The following is a 25460-nucleotide window of genomic DNA, read 5'->3' as shown; positions in this document are numbered from 1 at the left end:
ACCAGCGCTCGTGACGCAGGGCTTGCCAAAAAATTCTAGAAGCGAGAACCGGGCCTGAAGAGGGGGTTGGCACTCAAATAGCGTTGACAAAATCAGAAGGCAAAGCGGAATGCCTTCACAGGAGATTCCGAGAATTCCTTGTCATTAAATTGACTTTGACTTCAGAAAATTAGAAGGCGACAAGCATCCGCGACCGACCGCTTGCCGGCTCCGACAACCGGTTCATGAAGGTTTTCTGAAGCCCTCGGCGCGGGCGTGCCGGATACTCCACGCGCTTGCGATGCGCTCCGCAGAGACCGCCGCCTGGAGGACCATGAATCTTTTGCCTGTCGCCATGACGGCGCTTGCCCGGCGCTGGAAGCGGTGGTTGCAGCCCTCGCTGCTGCGACGCCTGCTGCTGGCGCAGATCGCAGTGGTCGTGCTGCTGTGGGGCGCCATCCTGGCGCTGTTCCTGTACGACTCCAACCGCGTGACGGATCTGGTGCGCTACGACAAGATCTTCGATAGCGTCATCACGATTGCGCAGAACCTCGCGGCCGACCCCGCCCGTCAGCAGGAGGCCCTGAAGGCCTTCGACATGGCGCTGCTCGAAACCTCGGGTGACTTCAGTTCGGAGACAGACAAGGCGCCCGTCATGCAGGTGTGGCAGCGGGGGCGGCTCATCTTCAACTCCACAACTGCCGCGCCGGTCATGCACACGGCAGTGCCGGGCCGGGTGGAGAGCGTGCGCGTCGGCGAGCGCATGTGGCGCGCGCGCATGATGACTTCGCCGGGGCTTGACACCCGCGTGCTGCTGGCCGAGCCGAAAGTCCTGCGTTTCAGCGTCACCGTCGACCACCGCAGCTACTACCTGCTGCCGCTGGCCATCAGCCTGCCGTTTCTCGTCTTTCCGGCGTGGCTGTCGGTGCTGTTCGCGCTGCGGCCCTGGCGGCAGGTAACGCAAGAGACTGCCGAGCGTGGCCCGGCCGACCTGACGCCGCTGAGCTTCGAACCGCGGCACAAGGAGCTGCAGCCGCTGGTGCGCAGCATCAACGACCTGCTGCGCAGCGTGCGCGACCGGGCATCGCGCGAGCGCGTGCTGATCGCCGATGCAGCGAATGAACTGCGCACGCCGCTCGATGCGATGCGCGTGAATGTCGAAGCGCTGAAGGAACAGACCGCCGACGCGGGCCAGCGCGAACTCATGATCAACCTGCTGCGCAGCAACGACCGCGCCGCGCGGCTGGTGGGCCAGTTGCAGCAGTTGATGCGCAGCGACGAGATGCCGCAGGACGCGGTGCCCATGCGGCTCGCGTTCGATGCGCTGGTGCAGGAGCGCATCCCGTTCGTGGAAGACCTTGCACGCGTGCGCGGCATCGGGCTGGACTTCGTGTCCGAAGGTGCGGTGCTGGTGTTCGGCGAACGCGAGAGCCTGATCTCGATGGTGAGCAATCTCATCGAGAACGCCATCAAGTACAGCCCGGATGGCGGCATTGTCACCGTGCGCGTTGCGTGCGAACCGGAATCGTCGAAGGCCGTGCTGCGCGTGACGGACCAGGGGCCGGGCATTCCGCCGGAGCTGCGCGAGCGCGTGTTCGACCGCTTCTTTCGCAACCCGGACCAGACGCAGTCGGGCAGCGGACTGGGGTTGGCGATCGTTCGCTCGGTGCTGAACAAGCATGGCGGCCGGATCGAACTGGCAGCCGGTGAAGACGGGAGCGGCCTGCTCGCGACCGTGTGGCTGCCGTTGTCGACGGGCTGACAGGGCCTTGCGTCCCCCGTACCATGGCCCGATGCGAACACTCCAACTCCCTACCGGCGGCGAGATGCCGGTCCTCGGTCTCGGCACCTGGCGCATGGGCGAAGACGCGGGACATCGCGCGGCCGAAGTGAAGGCGGTGCGCGAGGCCATCGCGCTCGGCTACCGCCTCATCGACACCGCCGAGATGTACGGCGAAGGCGGCGCCGAAACCGTCCTGGGCCAGGCCATCGGCGAGGCCTTGCGTGCGGGCGACGTGCGGCGTGAAGAGCTCTTCGTCGTCAGCAAGGTCTACCCGCACAACGCCAGCAGGCGCGGCACGCGCGATGCCTGCGAGCGCAGCCTGAAGCGGCTGGGGCTCGACGCCGTCGATCTCTACCTGCTGCACTGGCGCGGCAGCCATCCGCTGAGCGAGACGGTCGCGGCAATGCATTCGCTGGTGGCAGACGGGCGCATAGCCCACTGGGGCGTGAGCAACTTCGACACCGACGATATGGAAGAGCTGGCGCAGGTCGTGGGCGATGGCCCGGAGTGCGCGGCCAATCAGGTTTACTTGTCGCTTGGCGAGCGCGGCCCGGAGTTCAGCCTGCTGCCCTGGCTGCGCGAACATGGCATGCCGCTGATGGCCTACAGCCCGATCGACCAGGGCGCGCTGGCCGAAGACGACGGGCTGGGCGAATTGGCCGAGCGGCTCGGCGTGACGGCCGCGCAACTGGCGCTGGCTGCGGTGATCGCGCGGCCCGGCGTGGCGGCGATTCCGAAGGCGGTGCGCAGCGCGCACCTGAAGGAGAACCTGGCGGCAGCGGAGTTGAAGCTCGATGCGGCAACTCTCGAGGAACTCGACCAGCTGCATCCACCGCCGCGGCGCAAGGGGCCGCTGGCGATGATCTAGCAAAGGCTCAGTGGGCTTCGGCCTGCTTGGCCGCAGCAATGACGGCTTGCTCGTCGTGCTTCGCACCATTGAGGAACAGGTTCAGCAGCACAGCCGCAATCGACGCCAGCAAGATGCCCGACTCGATCAGCGAGTGAATGGCATGCGGCATCCACTGCTTGAAGTTGGGCGCGATCAGCGGAATCATGCCGACGCCGATCGACACCGCGACGATCATCGCGTTGTGGCGATTGGTCTTGAAGTCCACGCCCGACAAAATGCGGATGCCGGTGGCCGCCACCATGCCGAACATCACGAGGCCCGCACCGCCGAGCACCACCGTGGGCAGCGACTCGACCAGCGCGGCCATCTTCGGCAGCAGGCCCAGCACGATCAGGATCGCGCCGCCGGCCACGCACACATAGCGGCTCTTGATGCCGGTGACGGCCACGAGGCCCACGTTCTGCGAGAAGCTGGTGTACGGAAAGGTGTTGAAGATGCCGCCAATCAGCGTGCCCAGGCCGTCGGTGCGCAGGCCGCGGGCCAGGTCCTTCTGGCTGATCTTGCGGTCGGTCATTTCACCGAGCGCGAGGAACATGCCGGTCGATTCGATCATCACCACGATCATGATGAGGGTCATCGTCAAGATCAGGATCGGGTCGAACTGCGGCATGCCGAAGTGAAAGGGCAGCACGATGTCGACCCACGCGGCCTTGCCCACTTTCTCGTAAGTCATGAGTCCGGTGATCGAGGCCACCACGGCGCCGATCACGATGCCGAGCAGCACCGAGATGTTGGCGATGAAGCCCTTGGCGTACTTGACGATCAGCAGGATCGACACCAGCACCAGCGCGGCCACGCCGAAGCCCGACAGGTCTGCGTACTTGGGGTTGGGCACGGTGGGCATGATCGCGAAGCCCTTGGGCACGGCGGGAATGGAGCTGCCGGGCGAAGTCACTTCGGCCAGCCACTTTGCATAGACCGGGTCGACCAGCGCGGGCGCCGTCGGGCCCACGGGGTTGCCGAAGATCCAGTTGATGCCTACGCGCATCAGGCTGATGCCGATGACCGCGATGATGGTGCCGGTGACCACTGGCGGAAAGAAGCGCAGCATTCGGCTCACCAGCGGCGCGATCAGTATCGACACCACACCCGCGCCGATGATGGCGCCGAACAGCAGCTGCGCGCCGTTCTGGCCGGGGTTGGCATTGGCGATGGCGACCATCGGCGCGACCGACGCGAAAGTCACGCCCATCATCACCGGCAGCTTGATGCCGAAGAACTGCGTGGCGCCCAGCGCCTGGATCAGCGTGGCGATGCCGCAGCAGAAGAGGTCGGCCGAGATCAGCAGCGCGACCTCGTCGGGCGTGAGCTTGAGCGCGCGCCCGACGATCAGCGGCACCGCGACGGCGCCCGCATACATCACCAGCACGTGCTGCAGGCCGAGGGCCGCGAGCTTGCCCGAAGGCAGGCGCTGGTCCACGGGATGGACTGTTGAGAGAGAACTGTCGGCCGTCATCGTTGGGCTCCTGCTGCGGCGAGAAGGAAGGTGGGCGACACGGCTTGGCATGCGCACACCCCGTTGTGTACGCCAAACTGTATACAACTTATGCAACAATCCAGACTCTGGAAAACCCGCATCCGCGCAGGGGCCTCGCCGAGTGGTCAAGGCCGCAAGACTGTCGCCGGCCGCCGGGACCATCGACGCATGAATCCCTGCGCTATGCGCGCGGCCGGGCCTCGCGCACAGTGAGGCCCGAGGCCGCCTGCTTGGCATCGTGCTTCGCAATGGCCGCTTCGCTCGCCACATCCTCGGCATGGCTGAACATTCCCGGCGGAATGCGCACCGCGCCGATGGACAGCGTGGAGAAGGGCGTGAACCGGACCACGCCATGCCGGTCCTCGCCTTCGATGCCACCGGACTGTCTTTCCGCTTCGTCGTAGAGGCCGGGCGCCTGCCGGTTGAAGTCGTCGATCAGCGCGGTGCAGCGCCGGTGCCAATCGGGGCTCTGGAACAGCACCAGGAAGTCGTCGCCGCCGATGTGGCCGACGAAGTCGCGATGGGCGTCTGCATGCTGCGTCGCCAGTCGCGCGAGCAGCAAAATCATTTCGTCGCCGCGCCAGTAGCCGTAGTGGTCGTTGAACACCTTGAAGTTGTTCAGGTCGGCATAGCAGGCAGCAAAGTCGGCACCGCTGTTGAGCAGGCGCGCGATGTGGATGTTGATGGGGATGTTGCCCGGCAACGAGGTCAGCGGATTGGCGTGCCGCGCGGCCTCGATGCGCGCCTCGGTCACGGCGCGCACGAGCTGGTCGCCCGTGCCCAGGCCGACGTAGCGCTTCTTCTCGGTGACGATGAACCCTTCGCTCAGGTAGCGCTGGTCTTCAGACATCAGGATGCCGAGCAGGCTCTCGACGTTCTCCTCGCGCTCCACGATGCGCGGGGTGCTGCTGCCGTAGGCCAGGCAGGGGCGGCGGCCATGGACCTCGCGGAAGTACATCCGCGCGTAGTCGTTCATGAACGACTGCCGGTTGATCAGCGAGACGGGGGTGCCCTTGTCGACCACGGCGAGCGCATGCAGCTCGGGGTGCTTCTGGAAGATTGCGGAGACCTCGTCGATCGGCGTCTGCGGGCTGAGCGCAGGCGCCTGGATGACCGACAGGCTGCGCAGCACGTTGGGCTGCGACGGTTGCGACGCATGCGGCATCACGGCGATGCGGGTGTCGCGGATGGTGGCCGCCATGGGCTCGGGCAGCGCCGGCTGCAGCGCCGACGCCGGCCGGCCGAACAGGTAGCCCTGGCCGTGGGCAATGCCGAGGTCGCGCAGCACGTGCAGGTCCTTCGCGTCTTCCACGCCCTCGGCAATGAGCTCGGTGCCCAGCGCGTTGCCGAAGCCGACGATGGCGCGCACCAGCGCCACGCTCTGCGGGCTGTTGGCGATGCCCTGGGTCAGCAGCTTGTCGATCTTCACGAAGTCTGGCTGCAGGTCTTTCCAGCGCCGCAGGTTGGAATGGCCTTCGCCGAAGTCGTCGAGCGCAACACGTGCGCTCAGCGCATGCAGCGCCTCGACCGCACGCCCAAGCGCCTCGGGGCTGCCGGTGGCCCGCTGCTCGGTGAGCTCCACGGTCACGTCGCGGGCACTGACGTTGTGGTGCGCGAGCATGCGTTCGAGCCAGCACGCCGTGCCCGCGCCGCCCATGGCCGCGACCAGCGCGTCGGCGCTCATGTTCACGAACAGCCGGCCCGCATCGGGCAGGCGGCCCCACTGGGCGAGGATGACTTCCACGCACAGCAGCTCGAACTCGGTCAGCCGCGACTCGGCCGCGGCAAGTGCAAGCAGCGCCTGCGGGCTGTGGAGCGGGGTGCCGGTCGGTCCGCGAATGAGGGCTTCATGGCCGAAGACCGTGCCCTTGCGCAGATCCACGATGGGCTGGAAGAAGGGCGAGATCGCAGGAGGCGAGGCAGGGGTGGCGTTGGGCCGGGTTTGCCGGGGCATGCTGTGGAAGTTGTTCGTCGGCGGCGATCGCGCACGGGAAAAACGCGTAAGCCATTCGGGCTACAGCATGACGCAGTTGTGTGACAGCCGCACCGGCCCTGCCGGCCGTGTGGGGTCAGGCGAGCAGCGCCTTGACCAGATCGAGCTGACGGTCGGGCTTTTCGGTGCCGAGTTCGAGGCTGGACTCGATGCGCTCCAGGTGGTCGATCATGCTCGTCACGGCTGCTTCCACGTCGCCCTTGCGGCACAGGCGCAGGAAATCGGCGTGCTCGTCCGACGAGCAATGCGGGTCGTTCGACGAGTGGTAGAGCATCGCAATCAGCGAGCTGCGCGCGACCAGTTCACGCACCAGCTCGGCCAGCGTGCGGTTGCCGGTGGCCTCGGCCAGCGCCACGTGGAAGTCGCCCAGCAGCTTCTCGCGCACAGTGCCCGTGGTGGTGGTCTGGCGCAGTGCGGTGCGCTCGAACTTGATGTGCTGCTCCAGCACCTGGTAGTCGCGCGGCCGCGCGGCGGCGATGAACAGGCGCACCACTTCGCTTTCGAGGATGCGGCGCACCGCGAACACCTCGCGGGCCTCTTCCACCGAGGGCTGGCAGACGAAGGCGCCCTTGTCGGGGATCATCTCGATGAGCTTGTCCTTCGACAGCATCAGCAGTGCGGCGCGCACCTTGGTGCGGCTCACCGAATACACGCGGCCCAGCGCTTCTTCGCGCAGCCAGGTGCCGGGCGGCAGGCGCTTCTCGACGATCGCGGTGGCGATGTCGTTGGCGATGCTTTCGATGGAGCTGTTCTTGTCGGCTGCAGCCACGCCGTTCTCGTCCGGAACGGCGGTGGCAGGGGAAGCGGAGGGTTTGGAACTGGCGCGGGGCATGCGCGGATTGTGGCCTAGCGCGGGAGAGTGAAGCCCTCGAGCGCACCAATGATGGGCTTGGGCAGGGGCTTTGCCAGCTCCCCGCGCTTGCTGGTGCGCAGCTTCAGGGCAACGAGCGATTCGATCAGCTTGGTGCCCGCGGCCACGCCGTCGATCACGGGCACGCCGAGCACCTGCTCGATGTGCGCGCACAGGTCGGTCATGCCGGCGCAGCCGAGCACGATGCAGTCGGAGCCGTCTTCTTCGAGCGCGCGCCGGCATTCGTCGACGATGCGTTCCCGCGCACCCGAGCTCGGCTCTTCCAGTTCGAGCACGGGCAGTTCGCAGGCGCGCACGTTGGCGCAGAAGCGTTCCATGCCGTAGATCTCGGCCAGGTGCCAGGCCTGACCCATGGTGCGGCCCAGCGTGGTCACCACGCTGAAGCGGCTGCCGATCATGCTGGCCAGGTGCATCGCCGCCTCGGCGATGCCCACCACGGGGCCGCGTGCCAGCTCGCGCGCGGCCTTCAGGCCCGGGTCGCCGAAGCAGGCGATCACGTAGCCGTCGATGCCGTCGCGCTCGCCCGAAGCGATCTCCTGCAGCAAGCCCGGCACGGCCAGCGCCTCGTCGTAGTGGCTTTCGATGGAGACCGGCCCCATGGCCGGGCTCACGGCCACGATCTCGGTGCCGGCATGCGCCACCGCGCGGGCGCAGGCGCCGATCTTCTCGGTCATGCTCCAGGTGGTGTTGGGATTGATGATCTTGATGCGCACGGCGCGGTCCCTTTCTTTCTCTTTCAGTTCAAGTCTTGCTGTTGCGGTTCAGCAGGGCATAGAGGACGAAGCCCAGGCCCATGCCGATGAACCAAGCATAGTTGGCGCCACCGCGCAGCGCAGGCACCATCACGCACAGGATCGGCACGAGGGCCGACGGCACCAGCGCCTGGATCGCCTTCGGGTTGTAGCCGCCGCTGTACCAGTATTCGCCCTTGGGGCTCATGGTGTAGAGCGCGTCCACGTCGATGCGCTGCTTGCGCACGATGTAGTAGTCGGCAATCAGGATGCCGAACAGCGGGCCGATGAACGAACCCAGTACGTCCAGTGTGTAGTGAATGACCTCGGGGCTGTTGTAGAGGTTCCACGGCGTAAGAAACACCGACCCCACCGCGGCGATCATGCCGCCCGTGCGCCAGCTGATGTGCTGCGGCGCCACGTTCGAGAAGTCGAAGGCCGGCGAGACAAAGTTGGCCACGATGTTGATGCCGATGGTGGCGATCATGAAGGTCAGCGCGCCCAGCACTACGGCGGTGGTGCTGTCGATCTTGCCCACGGTGTGCACCGGATCGGTGATGAGTTCACCAAACACGGGCAGCGTGGCGGCGGTGGTGATGACGGTCAGCAGCGAGAAGAACACGAAGTTCACCGGCAGGCCCCAGAAGTTGCCCTTCTTCACCGCGTCGAAGCTCTTGCCGTAGCGCGAGAAATCGCCGAAGTTGAGCATCGGGCCGCTGAAGTAGCTCACCACCAGCGCAATGGCCGAGAGCATCACGGGCAGCGCGTCCCAGCCCTGGAACTTGATGCCGCCCAGGTTCAGGTCGATGTTGCTCCAGCCGGCCTTCCACACCAGCCAGCCGCAGAGCACGGCCATCACCACGTACACCGCCGGGCCGGCCCAGTCGATGAACTTGCGGATGGCATCCATGCCGCGCCAGAACACGAAGGCCTGCAGCACCCACATGACCATGAACGCGACCCAGCCAAGCGCCGAGAGGCCGACGAAGCCGTACTGCGCGACATCGGCATACGGCGCGAGGCCCGGGGCCATGTGCAGCGCCAGCACCATGAACGCCGCCGACGCGAGATACGTCTGCACGCCGTACCAGGCCACCGCGATCAACCCGCGGATGATGGCCGGAATGTTCGCGCCCAGCACGCCGAAGGGCGCGCGGCACACCACGGGGTAGGGCACGCCCGTCACCTGGCTGGGCTTGGCCACCAGGTTGCAGAAGAACTGCACGATCACGATGCCCACCAGCAGCGACACCAGCACCTGCCAGCTCGACAGGCCGAGCGCGAACAGGCTGCCGGCCGTGATGTAGCCGCCCACGCTGTGCACGTCGGACATCCAGAAGGCAAAGATGTTGTATTGGCCCCAGGTCTGCTTCTTCAGCGGAGCGAGGTCTTCGTTGGTCAGGCGCGGGTGGTAGCCGGGCTTGATGAGGGCGTTCGATTCCGCGTGCGGCGCAATGCCGGCTTCGCTTGCCCCCGCGGGGGCCTGGCTGACGACTGTGCTCATGGTCTTTCCTCGTGCGAGTGGGGTGGATTGAGTACTTGCTTTTCGGATGCGTTATTTGTATACAAAAAATGCACTCAATCAAGACCATTCGGGGAATCATATATCCGTAGATTCCCTGATGCGCTGTAGACGCAGGTGAGAAAAACGCGGGCCAAAGCCAGGCGCGCGTCGGCCCCGACCCGGCAGGCTTGCACAGCCTTGGGAGCGGGTGGCGCCCGTCCGCGGCGGCGAACGGCCGCAGGGAGGAGATTGCTCAGTACAGGCTGTAGTGGTAGTCGTAGCTGCGCAGCCGGAGTCGTGGCTTGCGCGGTTCATCGAAGTGAAGCTGCAGCAGATTGCGCGGGTGGGCAGTGTCCACCAGCAGCTGGTTTTCGGACTCGGGCGAGCCCGCCTGCGACAGGGCGAGGCGTTTGAACACGTTGGTCAGAGCGGATTCGGCGTCCTGTGGCTTGTACTCGTCGTCCAGCAGCAGTCCGGGTTCGGCGATGTGCTCCTGGTGGAGCCAGTACCAGACTCCTTCATTCGGTATCGCGGGCCGGGCGCCGGAGTTGCCCTCGTCTGCCGGGGTGTTGGGCGGCTCCCCGGGAGCGACGCCATCCGGGTCCCAGGCCAGGGCGCCGAGGCCGTCGCCGATCTCCACGAACACGGCCACGCTGCGCTTGTAGCGTGCAAGGACGGCGGGGGGCAGCAAGGTGTTCAGGGACTGGTTGCCACCGCCGAGAGCATGGCCGCCCAAGCCCGTCAGCAGGTCGATGGGCGTCTGCAGGCGGTGGGGAGGCAGGAAGTACGAGTTTCCTATCTCGACGTTTGCCCCACCCAGCACTTCGCGCAGCACCGCGGGCAACCAATGGGATGGACGCCCCCACCCGTACCGGCATCGATGTGCCACAGTGGAAGTGTCAGCAACCACTTGAACTGAAAGGGGCGTCCACCATGAAGATTACGACTGTTGGCATTGACCTGGCAAAGAACGTGTTCCAGGTTCACGCAGTGGATGAGCATGGCAAGGTCGCGTTGCGCAAGCAACTGCGGCGCGACCAAATGACGGCATTCTTCGTGAACTTGCCTCGGTGTCTCATCGGCATGGAGGCGTGCGGCAGCGCCCACCACTGGGCGCGAACCCTGCAGGGCTTCGGCCACACGGTTCGCTTGATGTCGCCACAGTTCGTCAAGCCGTATGTGAAGAGCAACAAGAACGACGTGGCTGATGCGGAAGCCATCTGCGAGGCCGTCACCAGACCCAACATGCGATTCGTGCCGGTGAAGAGCGTCGAGCAGCAAGCCGTGCTGTCGCTGCATCGCGCGCGCCAAGGCGTTGTCATCGCCCGCACGGCGCAGGCGAACCAGATTCGCAGCCTCCTGGGCGAGTTCGGCCTGGTCATCCCGAAGGGCATCTGCCACGTCGCCAAGCAAGTCCCCGAGCTGCTTGAAGACGCGAGCAACCAGCTGCCCGGAACGTTCCGCCGACTCATCGCTCGCCTAACCGAGCACCTCAAGGAATTGGACAAGCTGGTCGACGAGTTCGAGGACCAAATCAAGGTCTGGCATCGCAGCAGCGAGCTCAGCCTCCGGCTCGAGAAGATTCCCGGCATCGGACCGCTGGGAGCCAGTGCTCTGGTGGCCTCCATCGCGGATGCGAACAGCTTCGACAACGGCCGGCAGCTCTCGGCTTGGCTCGGCCTCGTGCCGAGGCAGAATTCGAGCGGAGGCAAGCCAACGCTCCTGGGCATCAGCAAGCGCGGGGACGTGTACCTGCGCACCTTGCTCATTCACGGCGCGCGCTCGGCCATTGTTGCGGCGCAGCGCAAGGCCGTGAACACCAACGTGTGGCTGGCGAGCCTGCTGAACCGACGACATCCGAACGTGGCTGCTGTGGCACTGGCCAACAAGAACGTGCGAACGGTCTGGGCACTGCTAGCCCATGGGCGGGAGTTCCGACCTAACTACGTGCCGCCGCAGCTCGCTGCGTAGCCGACCCAACCCATCAACACAGAAGGCAGGAGACTGAACCACCGATTGCTCAGGCAATCACGCAGTGATGGCAAAACAGGTTAGACCGTGGTTGGCGAAGCCCAAAACGTCCGGGGCACTCGGAGTGCGGACAACCGATAGAGGAGCCGACCAGCAAACCCCATCAGGGACAGCGGCGAAAAGCCGCAGCGAAAGTCCGAATGTACGGGTGCAATCGAACCTTCAAGTCATCATCAACTGAATGCCTGGCATATTTGGGGGCGTCCATGTACGGACGTTCAGGCGCGTCTCCGATTCGAGGAGTGCTGCTTGCGCGGTGATGCCGGCAGGCAAGTGCGGCTCGCCCACCTCTACCAGCCTGGACAGATGGGCAAAGGCCCGAACCCGGTCGATCAGGGGCTGGCTCTGGTCGTAGAGCGGATGGGAGACAGGGGCCAGGTCGAGCACGGCCCACCGCTTCTTGAATGATGTGGCTCGCCCTTGCGCGTCGACATGCGATCCGCGCAGTTCGAAGCGCTGGAGTCCGGCGGGCAGATCGAAGACCACCGCAGGGAGCTTCTTCAGTCCGGGCAGCACTGCCTTGTGCTCCAGCCGGGCGACAGTCCTGCCGTCAATCAGCACATCGGCGTTCACCTGCTCGCCTGCGGCGAGCCAGGGGTGGATTCCGGCCTCGCCGTTCTTGGCCCCCTGCGGCATCGCCTGCGCAGGAGCGCTCTTGCCGAAAATCCGCAACAGCCCCGTCCACAGCCCGGCCAGAGGTGATCGCGGTTGCTGGTGGACATGAACGGCAGGAGAGGGAGGAGTCGATGGCATCTTCGCTGTGGATTCAGGAGTTCAACCCCCGCAGTGTCGCCCGACTGATGCATCGAAATTGGTGTGGCTCACAAGAAAAATATATCGCTTTCGATAATGAGGGCCGCTGCCTAAAGTTGCGCCCATCCCACCCCTTGATCCGATGGAAAGCCCATGAGCAGTACCAGCACCCGCATCCCGTTTCATCTCGCGTTCCCCGTGCGCGACATCGCCGAGGCGCGCGCCTTCTACGGCGACCTGCTGGGATGCCCCGAAGGCCGCAGCGCGCCCGAATGGGTGGACTTCGATTTCTACGGCCATCAGATCGTGGCGCACCTGGCGCCCGACGAATGCGGCCACCACCAGAGCAGTTCGGTCGACGGTCACGACGTGCCGGTGCGTCACTTCGGCGCGATCGTTCCCATGGACCAATGGCAGGCCATGGCCGACAAGCTCATCGCCCGCCAGACCAAGTTCGTCATCGAGCCCTACATCCGGTTCAAGGGCGAGCCCGGCGAGCAGGCGACGATGTTCTTTCTGGACCCCTCCGGGAACGCCATCGAGATGAAGTCGTTCGCGGACTTGAGCTCGCTTTTCGCCCGCTGAACGGGCAATGGCCCATGGGTCGCGGGGGCGCTGGCGCCCTGTGCGTGCGCGCCTTTAAGATGCGCTCGCCCGCCGCGGTCGCCGACCGCGCGTTGACGCAACAGAGTCGCGCCCATGCTCCAACTTCTCTCCGATCCCCAGGTCTGGATTGCCTTCGCCACGCTGACCGCGCTGGAGCTGGTGCTCGGGATCGACAACATCATCTTCATCTCGATCCTGGTCGACAAGCTGCCGCTGGCCCAGCGCGAATTCGCACGGCGCATCGGCCTTTTCATGGCCATGTTCATGCGCATCGGCCTGCTGCTGGTGCTGGCATGGATCGTCGGGCTGGTGAAGCCGCTCTTCGTGGTGTTCGGCCAGGAGATCTCGGGCCGCGACCTGATCCTGATCCTGGGCGGGCTGTTCCTGATCTGGAAGAGCACGAGCGAGGTTCACCAGTCGCTGGAAGGCGAACATGAGCACAAGCAGAGCACGGCCAAGGCGACCTTCGCCTCGGTGATCCTGCAGATCATGGTCATCGACCTGGTGTTCTCGCTCGATTCGATCATCACCGCGGTCGGCATGGTGGACGACGTGCGCGTCATGATCGCGGCGGTGATCGCCTCGGTGCTGCTCATGATGCTGTTCGCCGGGCCGATCGGCCGCTTCGTCTCCAACCATCCCACCATCAAGATGCTGGCGCTGTCCTTCCTGGTGGTAGTGGGTGTCGTGCTGGTTGCCGAAGGCTTCGAGCATCACGTGCCCAAGGGCTACGTGTACTTCGCAATGGCTTTCTCGCTGAGCGTGGAAATGCTCAACATCCGCATGCGCAAGAAGTCGGCGAAGCCCGTGGTGCTGAATCCGCCCCACATACCGGGCGATTGAGGGGCCGAGCCGGTCAAGTCGGCACTACGCCGAACGTCGGCGAGTCGGTGCCGTCGCGTCGACCGCATCGCGCAGGCATTGGGCGAAGTGCGCCACCACGGGCGGACTGGCCCGGGGCTTGCGATGAAGCAGCCCGATCTCGCGATGGAAAGTGAACTCGCCCAGCGGGACGATGCGCACCCCCGCAGGCATCGGAAGATGCGCCTCGACCAGCGGCACAAGCGCCACGCCCAGGCCCCTGGAGGCCAGATGAATCAACCCGGGGATCTCGTCGATCTCGATGGCGTCGTTGACCGAAAGGCCTTCCCGGCGCAGAAACGCCTCGACCATCCGCCCTCCGAACGAAGCCCTGTCGTAGCGAAGGAACGGCTGTTCCTGGATCAGCGCCCGCCAGTTCTTCGTTGCGGGAACGGCCTTGGGCACGACCAGCACAAAGGGCTCCTGCACCAATGCCTGCCACGTCAGGTCGGGAGGCATTCCGAAGGGCGGGCGGATGATCACGGCCGCATCGATCTTGCCGGCGTCCAGGTCGTCCATCAGGCGCATCGAGACGCCGGGCGACACATGGACGCGCACAAGGGGGAATGATTTGCGCAGCTGCTCGAGCGCACGCGCGAGCAGCGTAGGCTGCGCCGAGGCAATCGAGCCGATGCGAAGGAGCCCCCGGGTGGCGTCGTCGTGAGGAAGTTCGCCGAGCTTGGCGAACAGGGCGCAGATTTCTTCCGCCCGCGGCAAGGTCGTCTGGCCCGCGACGTTCAAGGTGGCCGATCGGCCCGTCCGGTCGAAGAGCTCGAAGCCCAGGGCCTCTTCGAGCCGTTTCATCTGGCTGCTCACGGCCGATTGCGTGAGGCCGATGCGGTCGCCGGCTGCCGCGAAGGTGCCGAGCTTGCACACCGCAATGAAGGTCTTGAGTTCGTTGATCACGCCCGGAGCATCGCAAACATCGATGCTCGGGTCAATCGAGCTTCAACAGAAGTGATGGATATCTGGCCGTCCAACGGGCATGGGCTATTCTTCGCACCCTTCAAAGCAGGTCCCCGCCTCGCACCGATCGATGCCTTCCATCAAATTCCGCTCGCGGCTCTCGCTGGCCTTTGCAGCCCTCGTTGCGCTGGTCTGCGTGCAGGCAGCCTTCATCTACCTGGGCTCCGAGCGCGTCACCTTCTATGCGCAGCACAGCCGGTTGGCGAGCGACATCCAGTCCGATCTGCTGGAGCTGTCCGCCAACAAGCAGCGGCTGCGGGTATGGGCCTCGCTGCGGCTGATGAATGGCGACGCACCCATCGAGTCGCGCGACCGCTGGCTGGCCGGCATGCGCTCCAGCGCAGCCAGCCTGCGGGACCTGACGCAGCGCGACCTGGCCTGGTGGACCACCGTGACCTCGGCGCGGGGCACACAGGTGCCCGAGGCGGTGACCCAGCTGGCGGCCAGCATCGACCTGCTCGATGCCAACATCGCCGCGGTCCAGGATCGCCTGCTGCAGCTCACGCCACTGCAGCCGGGAGCGGAGTTTTCATCGGTGTGGCAGCAGATCAACCAGGTGTTCGACGTGACGCGCGGGCGCGACCTGCGTGAACTCGTCAACGGCGCAATCGAGCGCCAGAAGCAGGCGGTGCCGGCCGCGCGCTTGGCCACCGAGCACGCCATCGAGGTGCTGCGCCTGCAGGCCATTGGCCTCGCTGTGTTGACCCTGGCAGCGGCGGTGCTGCTCGCCATTCGCCTGAATCGGCGGCTGCAGGCACCCATCGCCAGCCTGCTGACCGGCACGCAGGCCTTGCAGGCGGGCCAGATGGACCATCGCATGGCGGTCGGCTCGGGTGACGAATTCGGCCAGGTGGCCGAGAACTTCAACGCCATGGCCGCCGAACTGCAGCAGCGCCGAAGCGATGCCGAAGCCGCGCGGCACAAGCTCGAAGAAGCAGTGGATGCGCGCACGGCCGAGTTGCAGACCGCGCACGTCACGCTGCAGAACATCGACCAGCGCCGCCGCCAGTTGTTTGCCGACCTGAGCCACGAGTTGCGCACGCCGGCCACCGCCATCCGCGGCGAGGCCGAGATCGCGCTGCGCGGCACCGACAAGCCGCTGGCCGAATACAAGGAAACGCTGTCGCGCATCGTCGGCGGCGTGGAGCAGCTCGCGCGGGTGATCGACGACCTGATGCTGATCGCGCGCGCCGAGGCCGATCAGCTCGTCATGCGGCAGGACCAGGTGGACCTCGGCCTGCTGGTTGGCGATGCCACCGAGCAGGCCGAGGCGCTGGGGGCGCTGCATGGCGTTGGGGTTCGCCTCGATGCCTCGCACGACGCACAGCCAGGGCTGCTCTACGTGCATGCCGATGCCGACCGGCTGCGCCAGGCCTTGGTGATCGTGCTCGACAACGCGGTGCGCTATTCGCGCTCGGGCGGCGAGGTCCGCATCGGCTGGCGTGAAGTCGACGGATGCGCGGAGATCGCAGTGCGCGACAAGGGCATCGGCATCGACGCCGACGAGCTGCCCACGGTGTTCCAGCGCTTCACGCGCGGCCAGCGCGCGCGGGCTCATCGGGTCGACGGCACCGGCATCGGCCTGTCGATTGCGCAGGCCATCGTTGTCGCGCACGAAGGCCGCATCGACATAGACAGCGAACCGTTCGTGGGCACGACGGTTCGCATCCGGCTGCCGCGCTTTGATGGCGCAGCCAGCCCCACAACGCCGGAGGCCGCATGAATAACATCCTCGTGGTCGAAGACGATCCGCGCGTGGCCGACTTTCTGCAGCGCGGCCTGCGCGCCGAAGGCTATGGCGTGCAGCTGGCGCGCACCGGCACCGAGGGCCTGGCATTGGCGCGCGGCGGTGAGCCGGCGCTGCTCATCCTCGACCTGATGCTGCCCGGCATCAGCGGCCTGGAGCTCTGCCAGACGATGCGCGCCGAAGGCCATCATGTGCCGGTGCTGATGCTCACGGCCATGAGCTCGCTGGAGGACAAGGTCAACGGCCTGCGGCTGGGCGCGGACGACTATCTGACCAAGCCCTTTGCCTTCGAGGAGCTGCTCGCGCGCATCGAGGCGCTGCTGCGGCGCGGACGCGAACAGCGCGTGAAAGCGAGCAGCCTGCAGGTGGCCGACCTCGTGCTGGACCGCGAACGCATGCAGGTCACGCGGGCCGGACAGCCGATTGCGCTGACGGCGAAGGAGCTGGCCTTCCTGGAGCTGCTGATGAGCGCGCCCGGCCGCGTCTACAGCCGCGAGCGCATCCTCTCGAACGTGTGGGGCACCAACGAGGACCCGCTGACCAATGTGGTCGACGTCTACGTGCGCCGCCTCAGGGCCAAGATCGACGAGGGCCACCCGCTCGCGCTGCTCAAGACCGTGCGCGGCTTCGGCTACCGGCTCGACGCGCAGGAGGCCTGAACAACTGGACGCCCGGGCGCGCGTTCATCCGTTGTTCATCTACGCTTCAACCTGCGTTCATGGCCCGCCACGGGTCGTGTTCATCTCTGCGCCAGAGACTTGATTCCTGCCTCGCGAATGCGGTGCAGCGCCGGCAGACACCGGTGCTTCAACACTTTCACAACAAGGAATCTCCGTGAAGAAAAGTCTCGTCACCAGTGCCGCCCTCGGCGTTCTTTCTTTCACTCTCGCCACCGGTGCGCTGGCCCAGGGTTCGGGCGCCGTTGCCTGCGCGCCGACCAATGAAGCGCAGATCGGCGCGCTGTTCGACCGCTGGAACAACTCGCTGCGCACGCTGGACCCCGACAAGGTGGTCGCCAACTACGCACCCGACGGCGTGCTGCTGGCGACCGTGTCGAACCAGCCGCGCACCAACCCGGCGGAGATCCGCGACTACTTCGTCAAGTTCCTCAAGAGCGAGCCGCAAGGCACGATCGACAAGCGCATCGTCAAGATCGGCTGCAACGTGGCGCAGGACGTCGGAACCTACACCTTCCGCTTCAAGGATGGCGGCACGGTGCATGCCCGCTACACCTATGTCTACGAATGGGTGAACGGGCAGTGGCTGATCGCGCATCACCACTCGTCGGCGATGCCGGAGGCGCGCGCCGCGAAGAACTGATCGATGCGGGCGGGCTCCGGCTCGCTCGCTACAGCGCCGCGACCTTCACGAACACCGGGTTCGAGTAGAACCACAGGTCGCTGTAGTTGCGCACGTTGATCGCATTGAAGCGCGCCACGTTGTCGGTGCCGGTGGTCTGCGCATCGGGCAGCGGCTCACCGGCGGCGGTTTCGTTGGGCACGTCGGTGCCCAGGTTGGTGCCTCGCAGGCGGAAGTACTGGTTGTTGCCGGCCTTCACCGTGTAGCTCACCGAGAAGTAGCCGTCGGCATCGAGCTTCCAGTCGTTGCGGGTGAAGCGCTTGAGCACGCGCGTCGACGGGTTGGTGTCGCGCGCATAGCCCGGCGTGCCCGCCAGCTCGGGCCCGGTCACGTCGCCGCCGATCAGGTCGATGTGGTCGACCACCGGCTTCACGTTGGCGAAGTTGCCGCTGCCGAGCTGGTATTCGAAGTTGTTGCGCTCGGGGCTCTTGAAGCGGATGGTGATCTTCAGGTCTTCACCGGCCTTGGCCGTCACGTCCGAACCCATCTCGCCAGCACCTTTGGCGCTTTGCACCTTGAAGTCGAGCGCGTCGATCAGGCCGCCGTTCACAGCGAAGAGCTTGCCTGAGCGCAGGGCCGAGAGCAGCGACTTCGGATCCTTGACGTCGCCCCACAGGTGGTTCCTGGCGTATTCGCCCGGCGCGTAGCCGCTGCTGTACTGGCCTTGCGAGGTGGTGAAGTGGTAGTCGGAGTCGGCCACGTTCCAGACGTGGCGACCTTCGGACAGCAGCGCGTCCCAGGTGCCGCCGAGCTTGGCGACGAGGTAGTCGACGCCGCCGTAGGTGCGCGAGGGCAGGTTGGCCGGAATGTAGGCGCTGTTGTAGCCGCCGCGGTCGGGCTCCATCTGGTTGCCGACCATGCCTTCGAGCGAGAACACGATGTTCGGCGCGAGATCGTTCATCTCGCGCAGCTGGGCGATCGTGTACTTGCCGGGGTTGCGCGAAGGATGGTTGATCTGCAGGTAGCTGGTGTCGGGGTAGTTCTTCTTGAGCCAGGCGATAGCGGCGAGCGTCTCGGCGTGCGTGTCGTAGTTGACGCCGGCCTTCGGGCCCCAGGCGGTGACGTCGCCGGCCGGGAAGAGTGCGGCGGCCCGGTTGGTGAAGAGGTATTCGAACTGGCTCGCGGCCTTGAGCGCGGCATCCGACATGGGGTTGTCGGTCAGGATGCCGACGTTGCCGTGGTCGTGCGAGGGCATGTCCCATTCGAAGGACGCGAAGATCGTCTTGTCGGCATATTTGCCGCCGGCCTGCAGCGCCTTGATGCGCGGCACCTGGTACTTGGCCATGCCTTCCGAGAACGGAATCTGCGCCGGCAGCTTGGTGCCGTTGTTGTCGTAGGAGGACAGGCGCAGGTGGTCGGACAGCGCCGCCCAGTCGAGCCCGAACTGGTCGAAGGCCTTGGCCAGCACCTGGTCGAGCGTGGAAATCTGCTGCGTGTCGTCCGACTGGATCGTGTGGATGTGCAGGTCGCCCACGGTCCAGCGGCCTGGCGGCACCGACGGGCCTGGATCGGCCGCGGGAGCGGGAGCGGGCGCGACGGCCGCCGGGGTGCTGGGCGCCACGGGGAAGAAAGCCGGGCCGCTGGAGTCTCCGCCGCCGCAGCCGGCCAGCATGAGCGTGCCGATGGCGAGGGTGGAGAACAGCGTGCGGCGGAACGGAAGGGGAGCCGGAAGGGCAATCGGAAGAATGAACATGGCGGTCTGAAAAAATGACGCGCACCTGAAGTGCGCGTGTCGAAGGAAGTCGCCGAGTCTCGAATGGCGCGATGACGCTTCGATGAAAGCAGAACGAAAGTTCGTTGTTTTCGCGCCAGCAACCGGGCCGCCGGAGGGCTTGCCCTCTATAAACTGTGCCCCTTCCATGATCCCCAGCGCGCCCGTCCCCCTGCCCACCGCATCCATCGACGATGGGGTGCTGTCGCGCATGGTGCGCACCGACCAGCTCGTGACGGTGCGCCGCAGCGTTCTCTCGGCCATTCCGATCAGCGTGGTGCTGAGCTTCACCGCGGCGCTGGTCGCCCTCAATGCCGGCCGCGCGTTCGAAGGAATGAGCTGGCTGCTGCTGTCGCTCATGGTGAACGGGATGCGCAGCTACATCTGCCGCTGGCCGTTCGCGCCTTCGCCCGGTGCCGAGCCCGGCAGTGATGTCCTGACCTCGCCTGACGGCCGCCCGGTCGAATGGCACCTGCGCATTGCTGCGGTCCTGGCTGCGGTGTCGGGCTGTGTGTGGGCCCTCATTCCGTTTCTGTGCGACGGCTACTCATCGCCGCAAGCGGTGTTCTATCTCACGGTGGTGTGCGGCATCTGCGCGGGGGCTGTCACCTATGGCATTGCCTATGCGCTCGTGCCCATCAGCTTCATCACGCCGGCGCTGCTGTCGGTGGTCGGTTGCCTTGTTTATGCAGGCGGCTTCGACAATCTGAGCCTGGCGGCGATGGTGCTGCTGTACCTCGCGGCACTGGTGCGCGGTGCGCTGCACAGCGACAGGACCTTCCGCGAAGGAAGCCGCCTGCGCAACGAAGCCACAGCCATGGCCGCGCAGCTGCGGCTGGTGCACGCGCTGTCGCTGGACGCCACGCAGCAGCTGGCCTTCCGGGCCTCGCACGATTCGCTCACGGGCCTGCTCAACCGCGAAGGCTTCACCGAGGCGGCGACGCTGCACATCGCCGCACCCGGCGGCCGCCAGCACGGCCTGCTGCTGCTGGACCTCGACGGCTTCAAGGCGGTGAACGACGCCTTCGGCCACAAGGTCGGCGACCGCGTGCTGCAGGACGTGGCCCGCTGGCTGCAGCGGGAGACCGCCGACATGCAGGCCGTGCTCGGCCGCTGGGGCGGCGACGAGTTCGCGGTGCTCTACAGCCTGCAGGACGAGCGGCAGGCGCCCACGGCGATTGCGCAGGCGCTGATCCGTTCGATCTCATTCGCCACTGCGCACTACGGCGGCCACCTGGGCGTGAGCATCGGCATCTCAGTCTCGGGCGAGGCCGAGATTGCCGACATGATCAGCTTTGCCGACGAGGCCGTCTACGAGGCCAAGCGCACCGGGCGCAACCGCTACCAGGTCTTCGACAAGGCGCTCAACCAGCGGCTTGCCACGCGCCGGGACGTGGAGCGCGACCTGCTCCATGCCATCGAGGCGCGCGACATCGGCGTGTGGTACCAGCCGATCATGAACAGCGACGGCCGGGAAGTTCACAGCCTCGAGGCATTGATGCGCTGGAACCATCCGCGCCATGGCCACATTGCCCCCGAAGAGGTGATCTACGCGGCAGCGAGCACCGGCGTGGCCGAGCCGCTGCTGCGGCATCTGGTCGACGAGGTCTGCCTGGGCATGCGCCAGCTGGAGGCCGTAGGCTCCAGCCTGGCCGCCGTGCCGGTTGCCATCAATGTCTCGCCGCGCGAGATGGCGCAGCTGGCGGTCGACGACATCGTGCTCGGCATGCTGAAGGCGCGCGGCGTGGCACCGCGCCGGCTGCAGATCGAGATCACGGAGGAGGTGGCGCTCGACACGCATGCCACGCGCAGCCGGCTGAGCGCGCTGTCGGCCGCGGGCGTGGCAATCGTGGTCGACGACTTCGGCGTGGGTTATTCGTCGCTGGCGTCGCTGCGCAGCGAGTACGTGCGGCAGGTGAAGATCGACCGCAGCTTCATTCTCGACCTGTCGTCCTCGCCGGGCAACGTGGTGCTGGTGGACGCCATCGTCCAGCTCGGCCGCTCGCTGAACATCCAGGTGGTTGCCGAAGGCGTGGAAACGCAGGACGAGCTCGATGCCCTGCACGCGATAGGTTGCCGGCTGGTGCAGGGCTATCACCTGGCGCGGCCCTCGCCGCTGCCCGATGTGATGGCGTGGGCCGCGGCGCGCCTGGCGCCCGCGGCCGTCAAGGTCATCTGAGCCGGATCAGGATCAGGCCTGCAGGTCGCTGAGCGTGCGCGCGATCACCTTGGTGGCGCGGCGCAGGTCTTCGAGCACCACGCGCTCGTCGCTGCGCTTGGCGTGCGATTCGAGCACCGTGCGCGGGCCGGCGCCGTAGATCACGCCGGGAATGCCGGCTTCGACGTACAGGCGCACGTCGGTGTACAGCGGCGTGCCCATGGCCTTGATGGGCTCGCCGAACAGTTCGCCGCCGTGCTTCTGGATCGCATCGACCAGCGGCTTGTTGCCGGCCAGCGGCTTCATCGAATTGGCGAGCAGCAGGCGCTTGATCTCGACCGTGATGCCCGCGCTCTCGGCGGCCGCATCGGCAATCACCTTGCGGATGGCGGCTTCGACTTCGACCGGGTTCTCTTCGGGGATCATGCGGCGGTCGAGCTTGAACACGACCTTGCCGGGGACCACGTTGGTGTTGGTGCCGCCCTCGATGCGGCCGACGTTGAGGTACGGGTGCGTGATGCCCTCGACCTTCGACGTGACCTGCTGGTAGAGCGTGTTCTGCGCATACAGCGCGTTGAGGATCTTCACGGCGCCTTGCAGCGCGTCGATGCCGGTGGCCGGCACGGCGGCGTGGGCCATCTTGCCGTGCACCGTCACTTCCATCTGCAGGCAGCCGTTGTGCGCGGTGACCACTTCGTAGCTGAAGCCGGCCGCGATCATCAGGTCGGGCTTGGTCAGGCCCTTGTCGAGCAGCCAGCCCGGGCCGAGGATGCCGCCGAATTCTTCGTCGTAGGTGAAGTGCAGCTCGACGCTGCCCTTGGTCGGCTTGGCCACCGCTTCGAGCGCACGCAGCGCGAAGGTGAAGCTTGCGAAGTCGCTCTTGCTGACTGCTGCTGCACGGCCGTAGAGACTGCCGTCAGCGATCTCGCCGCCGTACGGGTCGTGCGTCCAGCCTTCGCCGGGGGGCACCACGTCGCCGTGGGCGTTCAGCGCCACGGTGCGGCCTTCGTTGCCGTACTTGCGGCGCACGATCAGGTTGGTGATCGATTCGAGGCCGTAGTCCTTCACTTCCTGCGCGGGCACGGCGTGTTTTTCGGCGTCGAGGCCGAAGTCTTTCAGCAGCTCGGCGGTGCGCTCGGCGTGCGGCGCGTTGTTGCCCGGTGGCGTGTCCGTGGGCACCTGCACGAGTTGCTGCAGGAATTGCACTTCCTCGTCGAAGTGGGCGTCGATCCAGGCGTCGAGCTTGGCGTAGTCGGTCATGGTTGTTCTTCTGTGAATCAGTGGGCTTGTTCGGCGGTGAGGTTTTCCAGAAGCAGCTGGAAGGCCTGCACTGCGAGCTGGATGTCGTCGTTGGTGCTCGATTCGAGCGGGTTGTGGCTGATGCCCGAGTTGATGCCGCGCACGAACAGCATGGCCTGCGGCATCACCTCGTGCAGCTTCATCGCGTCGTGGCCGGCGCCGCTGGGCATGCGAAAGAGTGGAATGCCCAGCGTATCGACGGCTTTTTCCCAGCGCTGCTGCCAGGCGGGTGCGCTGGGTGCTGCGGCGGCGCGCATCGTCTCTTCGAGCTCGTAGCGCACGCCACGCCGCTCGCAGATGTCCTTCAGCGCGTTGACCACGTCGGTGGCCAGCGCGTCGCGCTGCGCGTTGTTGGGCGCGCGCAGGTCGAGGCTGAACTTGCAGCGGCCCGGCACCACGTTGATGGAGCCGCTGGGCACTTCGAGCATGCCGACGGTGCCGACCGAGTCGCCGTCTTTGGCGGCGCGCTGCTCGGTGTAGAGAATCAGCTCGGCCACGGCGGCTGCGGCGTCGCGGCGGCGGTCCATGGGCGTGGTGCCGGCGTGGCTGGCCATGCCGATCACTTCGCCCACGTAGCGCACGCTGCCGTTGATGGAGGTGACGATGCCCAGCGGCAGGTCGAGCTCGGTGAGCACCGGGCCCTGTTCGATGTGCACTTCGACGAAGCCGAGGTAGCGCGCCGGGTCGCGCTGGATCTTCGGGATGTCTTCTTCCTTCAGGCCTGCCTGCTGCATGGCCTCGCGCATGGTGATGCCGTCGGCATCCTTCTGGTCGAGCCAGCGCCGGTCGAAGTGGCCGATGAGCGCGCCCGACCCGAGGAAGGTCGCCTTGTAGCGCTGGCCTTCCTCTTCGGCGAAGCCCACCACCTCGAAGGCGAAGGGAAGGCGCTTGTTCTGCCGCTTGAGTTCGCGCACGCAGGCCATCGGCACGAAGATGCCGAGGCGGCCGTCGTACTTGCCGCCGTTGCGCACGGTGTCGTAGTGCGAGCCGGTGAGCAGGGTCTTGGCGCCGGGCGTCGCGCCTTCATAGCGGCCCACCACGTTGCCGACCGCGTCGATGTGCACCGAGTCGAAGCCCACGTCGCGCATCAGCGCGCTGATCTGCGCGGCGCAGGCGCGGTGCGCATCGGTCAGGTAGGTGACGGTGAGCTGGCCTTTCTCGGCATAGCCCGGATCGGTGTGCACCGAGAGCTGTTCCTGCCAGTCCCACACATCGTTGCCGAGCGTGACGTCGGCAGCGAACTTGTCGTCGAGGCGAATCTCCGCAATGCGATGGATGTTGCGCAGCGCCTCGCCGAGTTCGAAGTCGGGGTGGTTGTAGAGCCGGCGCGCGAAGGTGTCGATGATCTCGCGCTTGGCCAGCCCCGTGCCGCGCGGGCCGCGCACCGCGAGGATGAACGGAAAGCCGAACTTCGCGTTGTAGTCGGCGTTGAGCTGCTGGATCTTTGCGAACTCCTCGGGCGTGCAGTCGGTCAGGCCGGCCTTGCTCTGCTCGTTGGTCGATTCGGCCGTCAGCGTCTTGCTGACCATGGCCCTGCCGGCGAGTTCGGGGTGGGCGCGGATCAGGCCGATCTGCTCGTCGGCCGACGAAGCGGCCAGCGCCTGCACGAGCGCATGCTTGAGATGCGCGAGCGAGCGGAACGGGCGAGCGGCCAGCGCGCGCTGAGCGATCCAGGGCGAGTGCTCGTAGATGCCGTCGAGCAGCGCGACGGCTGCGGCCGGCACCGCGGCGTTGAGTTGGGCGATGGTGAGGCTCATGATGCGGCTCCGGCTTCAAAGGGGTGCGCCTGCTTCCAGTGGCGCGCGATGTCGACGCGCCGGCAGACCCACACGCGGTCGTGTTGTGCGATGTGATCGAGAAAACGCTGCAGCGCCGTGATGCGGCCCGGCCGCCCGAGCAGGCGGCAGTGCATGCCGATGCTCATCATCTTCGGGCTGTTGTCGCCGTTCGGGTCGCCTTCGGCATACAGCGCGTCGAAGGTGTCCTTCATGTACTGGAAGAACGGGTCGGCGTGCGAATAGCCCTGCGGCAGCGCGAAGCGCATGTCGTTGCAATCGAGCGTGTAGGGCACGATGAGCTGCGGCACCACGGTGCCGTCGGTCTTTTGCACCTTCATCCAGAAGGGCAGGTCGTCGCCGTAGTAGTCGCTGTCGTATTCGAAGCCGCCGTAGTCGGCCACGAGGCGGCGCGTGCGCGGGCTGTCGCGGCCGGTGTACCAGCCCAGGGCGCGTTCGCCGGTGAGCTTTTCAATGGCTTCCATGCCCAGGCGCATGTGTTCGCGCTCGGTGGCTTCGTCGAGGTTCTGGTAGTGGATCCAGCGCCAGCCGTGGCAGGCGATCTCGTGGCCCAGCTCTTTAAAGGCGGCGGTCAGCTCTGGGTAGCGCTCAAGCGCCATGCCCACGCCGAACACGGTCAGCGGCAGGCCGCGCTTTTCGAACTCGCGCAGGATGCGCCACACGCCGGCACGCGAGCCGTACTCGTAGATGCCTTCCATGCTGATGTGCCGGTCGGGAAAGCTCGCCGGGTTGAACATCTCGGAGAGGAACTGCTCGGAGCCCGCGTCGCCGTGCAGCGTGGCGTTCTCGCCGCCTTCTTCGTAGTTGAGGACGAACTGCACCGCGACGCGCGCACCGCCCGGCCATTGGGCGTGGGGCGGGTTGCGGCCGTAGCCGACGAGGTCGCGCGGGTAGGGCAGGGTGGTGTCGTAGACGGTCATGGTTT

Annotated in this window: 21 protein-coding genes; 9 read left to right on the top strand and 12 right to left on the bottom strand. The window is 66.2% G+C overall.

What is annotated here, in order from left to right:
* Positions 1-313 precede the first annotated feature (313 nt).
* Together ACTG4X_RS25590 and ACTG4X_RS25585 are read left to right on the top strand one after the other, a co-directional pair.
* Positions 314-1741, top strand: a complete 1428-nt coding sequence (locus ACTG4X_RS25590) for a sensor histidine kinase (protein WP_440532230.1) — start codon at positions 314-316, stop codon at positions 1739-1741.
* A gap of 31 nt (positions 1742-1772) precedes the next feature.
* The gene (locus ACTG4X_RS25585; protein ID WP_097198482.1) at positions 1773-2630 is read left to right on the top strand and encodes an aldo/keto reductase; all 858 of its coding nucleotides are present in this window, start codon (positions 1773-1775) and stop codon (positions 2628-2630) included.
* Between the two features lie 7 nt (positions 2631-2637).
* Here the strand turns inward: ACTG4X_RS25585 and ACTG4X_RS25580 are convergent, their stop codons facing one another.
* The 6 genes from ACTG4X_RS25580 to ACTG4X_RS25555 all read right to left on the bottom strand — a co-directional run bounded on the left by ACTG4X_RS25580 (position 2638) and on the right by ACTG4X_RS25555 (position 10071).
* Positions 2638-4128, bottom strand: a complete 1491-nt coding sequence (locus ACTG4X_RS25580) for a nucleobase:cation symporter-2 family protein (protein WP_093058880.1) — start codon at positions 4126-4128, stop codon at positions 2638-2640.
* Between the two features lie 202 nt (positions 4129-4330).
* The gene (locus tag ACTG4X_RS25575; protein ID WP_440532229.1) at positions 4331-6103 is read right to left on the bottom strand and encodes an EAL domain-containing protein; all 1773 of its coding nucleotides are present in this window, start codon (positions 6101-6103) and stop codon (positions 4331-4333) included.
* A 115-nt stretch (positions 6104-6218) separates the two neighbouring features.
* Positions 6219-6974 carry a GntR family transcriptional regulator gene (locus ACTG4X_RS25570; RefSeq protein ID WP_093058878.1) on the bottom strand — a complete coding sequence of 252 codons (756 nt, stop codon included), beginning with the start codon at positions 6972-6974 and terminating at the stop codon, positions 6219-6221.
* 14 nt (positions 6975-6988) lie between these two features.
* Positions 6989-7726 (bottom strand): aspartate/glutamate racemase family protein, encoded by a 738-nt coding sequence (locus ACTG4X_RS25565; protein WP_440532228.1) that lies wholly within the window; start codon positions 7724-7726, stop codon positions 6989-6991.
* Between the two features lie 28 nt (positions 7727-7754).
* Positions 7755-9248 carry an NCS1 family nucleobase:cation symporter-1 gene (locus ACTG4X_RS25560; protein ID WP_093179680.1) on the bottom strand — a complete coding sequence of 498 codons (1494 nt, stop codon included), beginning with the start codon at positions 9246-9248 and terminating at the stop codon, positions 7755-7757.
* A gap of 253 nt (positions 9249-9501) precedes the next feature.
* Positions 9502-10071: a hypothetical protein gene (locus ACTG4X_RS25555; RefSeq protein WP_440532227.1), complete on the bottom strand. Its 570-nt coding sequence runs from the start codon at positions 10069-10071 to the stop codon at positions 9502-9504.
* A gap of 110 nt (positions 10072-10181) precedes the next feature.
* Between ACTG4X_RS25555 and ACTG4X_RS25550 the strand changes: the two genes are divergently transcribed.
* Entirely contained in the window at positions 10182-11219 is a 1038-nt protein-coding gene (locus ACTG4X_RS25550) for an IS110 family transposase (protein WP_097197991.1), read from the top strand.
* Between the two features lie 222 nt (positions 11220-11441).
* On the opposite strand, the gene ACTG4X_RS25545 is transcribed toward ACTG4X_RS25550, so the two are convergent.
* Positions 11442-12032: a hypothetical protein gene (locus ACTG4X_RS25545; protein ID WP_440532226.1), complete on the bottom strand. Its 591-nt coding sequence runs from the start codon at positions 12030-12032 to the stop codon at positions 11442-11444.
* A 198-nt stretch (positions 12033-12230) separates the two neighbouring features.
* On the opposite strand from ACTG4X_RS25545, the gene ACTG4X_RS25540 reads away from it, so the two are divergent.
* A complete protein-coding gene (locus ACTG4X_RS25540) occupies positions 12231-12617 on the top strand; it encodes a VOC family protein (protein WP_371127416.1) in 387 nt (128 codons plus the stop codon).
* Between the two features lie 114 nt (positions 12618-12731).
* Positions 12732-13481 carry a TerC family protein gene (locus ACTG4X_RS25535; RefSeq protein ID WP_093058873.1) on the top strand — a complete coding sequence of 250 codons (750 nt, stop codon included), beginning with the start codon at positions 12732-12734 and terminating at the stop codon, positions 13479-13481.
* Positions 13482-13505: 24 nt separating this feature from the next.
* On the opposite strand, the gene ACTG4X_RS25530 is transcribed toward ACTG4X_RS25535, so the two are convergent.
* Complete coding sequence (locus tag ACTG4X_RS25530) at positions 13506-14405, bottom strand: LysR substrate-binding domain-containing protein (protein WP_440532225.1); 900 nt, start codon at positions 14403-14405, stop codon at positions 13506-13508.
* A 130-nt stretch (positions 14406-14535) separates the two neighbouring features.
* Here ACTG4X_RS25530 and ACTG4X_RS25525 point away from each other — a divergent pair, with 130 nt between their 5' ends.
* The 3 genes from ACTG4X_RS25525 to ACTG4X_RS25515 all read left to right on the top strand — a co-directional run bounded on the left by ACTG4X_RS25525 (position 14536) and on the right by ACTG4X_RS25515 (position 17532).
* Complete coding sequence (locus ACTG4X_RS25525; protein ID WP_440532224.1) at positions 14536-16188, top strand: sensor histidine kinase; 1653 nt, start codon at positions 14536-14538, stop codon at positions 16186-16188.
* Positions 16185-16871 carry a response regulator transcription factor gene (locus tag ACTG4X_RS25520; RefSeq protein WP_093058870.1) on the top strand — a complete coding sequence of 229 codons (687 nt, stop codon included), beginning with the start codon at positions 16185-16187 and terminating at the stop codon, positions 16869-16871. The genes ACTG4X_RS25525 and ACTG4X_RS25520 overlap by 4 nt, the downstream gene beginning before the upstream one ends.
* A 175-nt stretch (positions 16872-17046) precedes the next feature.
* The gene (locus ACTG4X_RS25515) at positions 17047-17532 is read left to right on the top strand and encodes an SgcJ/EcaC family oxidoreductase (RefSeq protein WP_093081350.1); all 486 of its coding nucleotides are present in this window, start codon (positions 17047-17049) and stop codon (positions 17530-17532) included.
* Between the two features lie 28 nt (positions 17533-17560).
* Here ACTG4X_RS25515 and ACTG4X_RS25510 read toward each other — a convergent pair whose 3' ends face one another.
* Positions 17561-19264 carry an S-layer protein gene (locus ACTG4X_RS25510; protein ID WP_093081352.1) on the bottom strand — a complete coding sequence of 568 codons (1704 nt, stop codon included), beginning with the start codon at positions 19262-19264 and terminating at the stop codon, positions 17561-17563.
* Between the two features lie 166 nt (positions 19265-19430).
* Here ACTG4X_RS25510 and ACTG4X_RS25505 point away from each other — a divergent pair, with 166 nt between their 5' ends.
* Complete coding sequence (locus ACTG4X_RS25505) at positions 19431-21461, top strand: putative bifunctional diguanylate cyclase/phosphodiesterase (RefSeq protein WP_440532223.1); 2031 nt, start codon at positions 19431-19433, stop codon at positions 21459-21461.
* Positions 21462-21473: 12 nt separating this feature from the next.
* Here the strand turns inward: ACTG4X_RS25505 and ACTG4X_RS25500 are convergent, their stop codons facing one another.
* From ACTG4X_RS25500 to puuE, 3 genes are read right to left on the bottom strand one after another with little or no spacing between them, the layout of a single operon-like run.
* Positions 21474-22700 (bottom strand): M20 family metallopeptidase, encoded by a 1227-nt coding sequence (locus ACTG4X_RS25500; protein ID WP_440532222.1) that lies wholly within the window; start codon positions 22698-22700, stop codon positions 21474-21476.
* A gap of 17 nt (positions 22701-22717) precedes the next feature.
* On the bottom strand, positions 22718-24496 hold the full coding sequence (gene uraD / locus ACTG4X_RS25495; RefSeq protein ID WP_440532221.1) for a 2-oxo-4-hydroxy-4-carboxy-5-ureidoimidazoline decarboxylase: 1779 nt from the start codon (positions 24494-24496) through the stop codon (positions 22718-22720).
* Positions 24493-25455 carry an allantoinase PuuE gene (gene puuE / locus ACTG4X_RS25490; protein WP_097198491.1) on the bottom strand — a complete coding sequence of 321 codons (963 nt, stop codon included), beginning with the start codon at positions 25453-25455 and terminating at the stop codon, positions 24493-24495. Before puuE ends, uraD begins: the two co-directional genes overlap by 4 nt.
* Between the last annotated feature and the right edge of the window lie 5 nt (positions 25456-25460).

Origin of the sequence: Variovorax sp. YR566, assembly GCF_051992195.1 — a bacterium.
GTDB lineage: Bacteria > Pseudomonadota > Gammaproteobacteria > Burkholderiales > Burkholderiaceae_C > Variovorax.
This window is presented reverse-complemented; position numbering and strand designations above follow the sequence as displayed.

Coding starts and splice junctions, on each gene's coding strand:
- ACTG4X_RS25590 (WP_440532230.1), top strand. CDS start 314: ATGAATCTTTTGCCTGTCGCCATGACGGCGCTTGCCCGGCGCTGGAAG.
- ACTG4X_RS25585 (WP_097198482.1), top strand. CDS start 1,773: ATGCGAACACTCCAACTCCCTACCGGCGGCGAGATGCCGGTCCTCGGT.
- ACTG4X_RS25580 (WP_093058880.1), bottom strand. CDS start 4,128: ATGACGGCCGACAGTTCTCTCTCAACAGTCCATCCCGTGGACCAGCGC.
- ACTG4X_RS25575 (WP_440532229.1), bottom strand. CDS start 6,103: ATGCCCCGGCAAACCCGGCCCAACGCCACCCCTGCCTCGCCTCCTGCG.
- ACTG4X_RS25570 (WP_093058878.1), bottom strand. CDS start 6,974: ATGCCCCGCGCCAGTTCCAAACCCTCCGCTTCCCCTGCCACCGCCGTT.
- ACTG4X_RS25560 (WP_093179680.1), bottom strand. CDS start 9,248: ATGAGCACAGTCGTCAGCCAGGCCCCCGCGGGGGCAAGCGAAGCCGGC.
- ACTG4X_RS25550 (WP_097197991.1), top strand. CDS start 10,182: ATGAAGATTACGACTGTTGGCATTGACCTGGCAAAGAACGTGTTCCAG.
- ACTG4X_RS25545 (WP_440532226.1), bottom strand. CDS start 12,032: ATGCCATCGACTCCTCCCTCTCCTGCCGTTCATGTCCACCAGCAACCG.
- ACTG4X_RS25535 (WP_093058873.1), top strand. CDS start 12,732: ATGCTCCAACTTCTCTCCGATCCCCAGGTCTGGATTGCCTTCGCCACG.
- ACTG4X_RS25525 (WP_440532224.1), top strand. CDS start 14,536: ATGCCTTCCATCAAATTCCGCTCGCGGCTCTCGCTGGCCTTTGCAGCC.
- ACTG4X_RS25520 (WP_093058870.1), top strand. CDS start 16,185: ATGAATAACATCCTCGTGGTCGAAGACGATCCGCGCGTGGCCGACTTT.
- ACTG4X_RS25510 (WP_093081352.1), bottom strand. CDS start 19,264: ATGTTCATTCTTCCGATTGCCCTTCCGGCTCCCCTTCCGTTCCGCCGC.
- ACTG4X_RS25505 (WP_440532223.1), top strand. CDS start 19,431: ATGATCCCCAGCGCGCCCGTCCCCCTGCCCACCGCATCCATCGACGAT.
- ACTG4X_RS25500 (WP_440532222.1), bottom strand. CDS start 22,700: ATGACCGACTACGCCAAGCTCGACGCCTGGATCGACGCCCACTTCGAC.
- uraD (WP_440532221.1), bottom strand. CDS start 24,496: ATGAGCCTCACCATCGCCCAACTCAACGCCGCGGTGCCGGCCGCAGCC.
- puuE (WP_097198491.1), bottom strand. CDS start 25,455: ATGACCGTCTACGACACCACCCTGCCCTACCCGCGCGACCTCGTCGGC.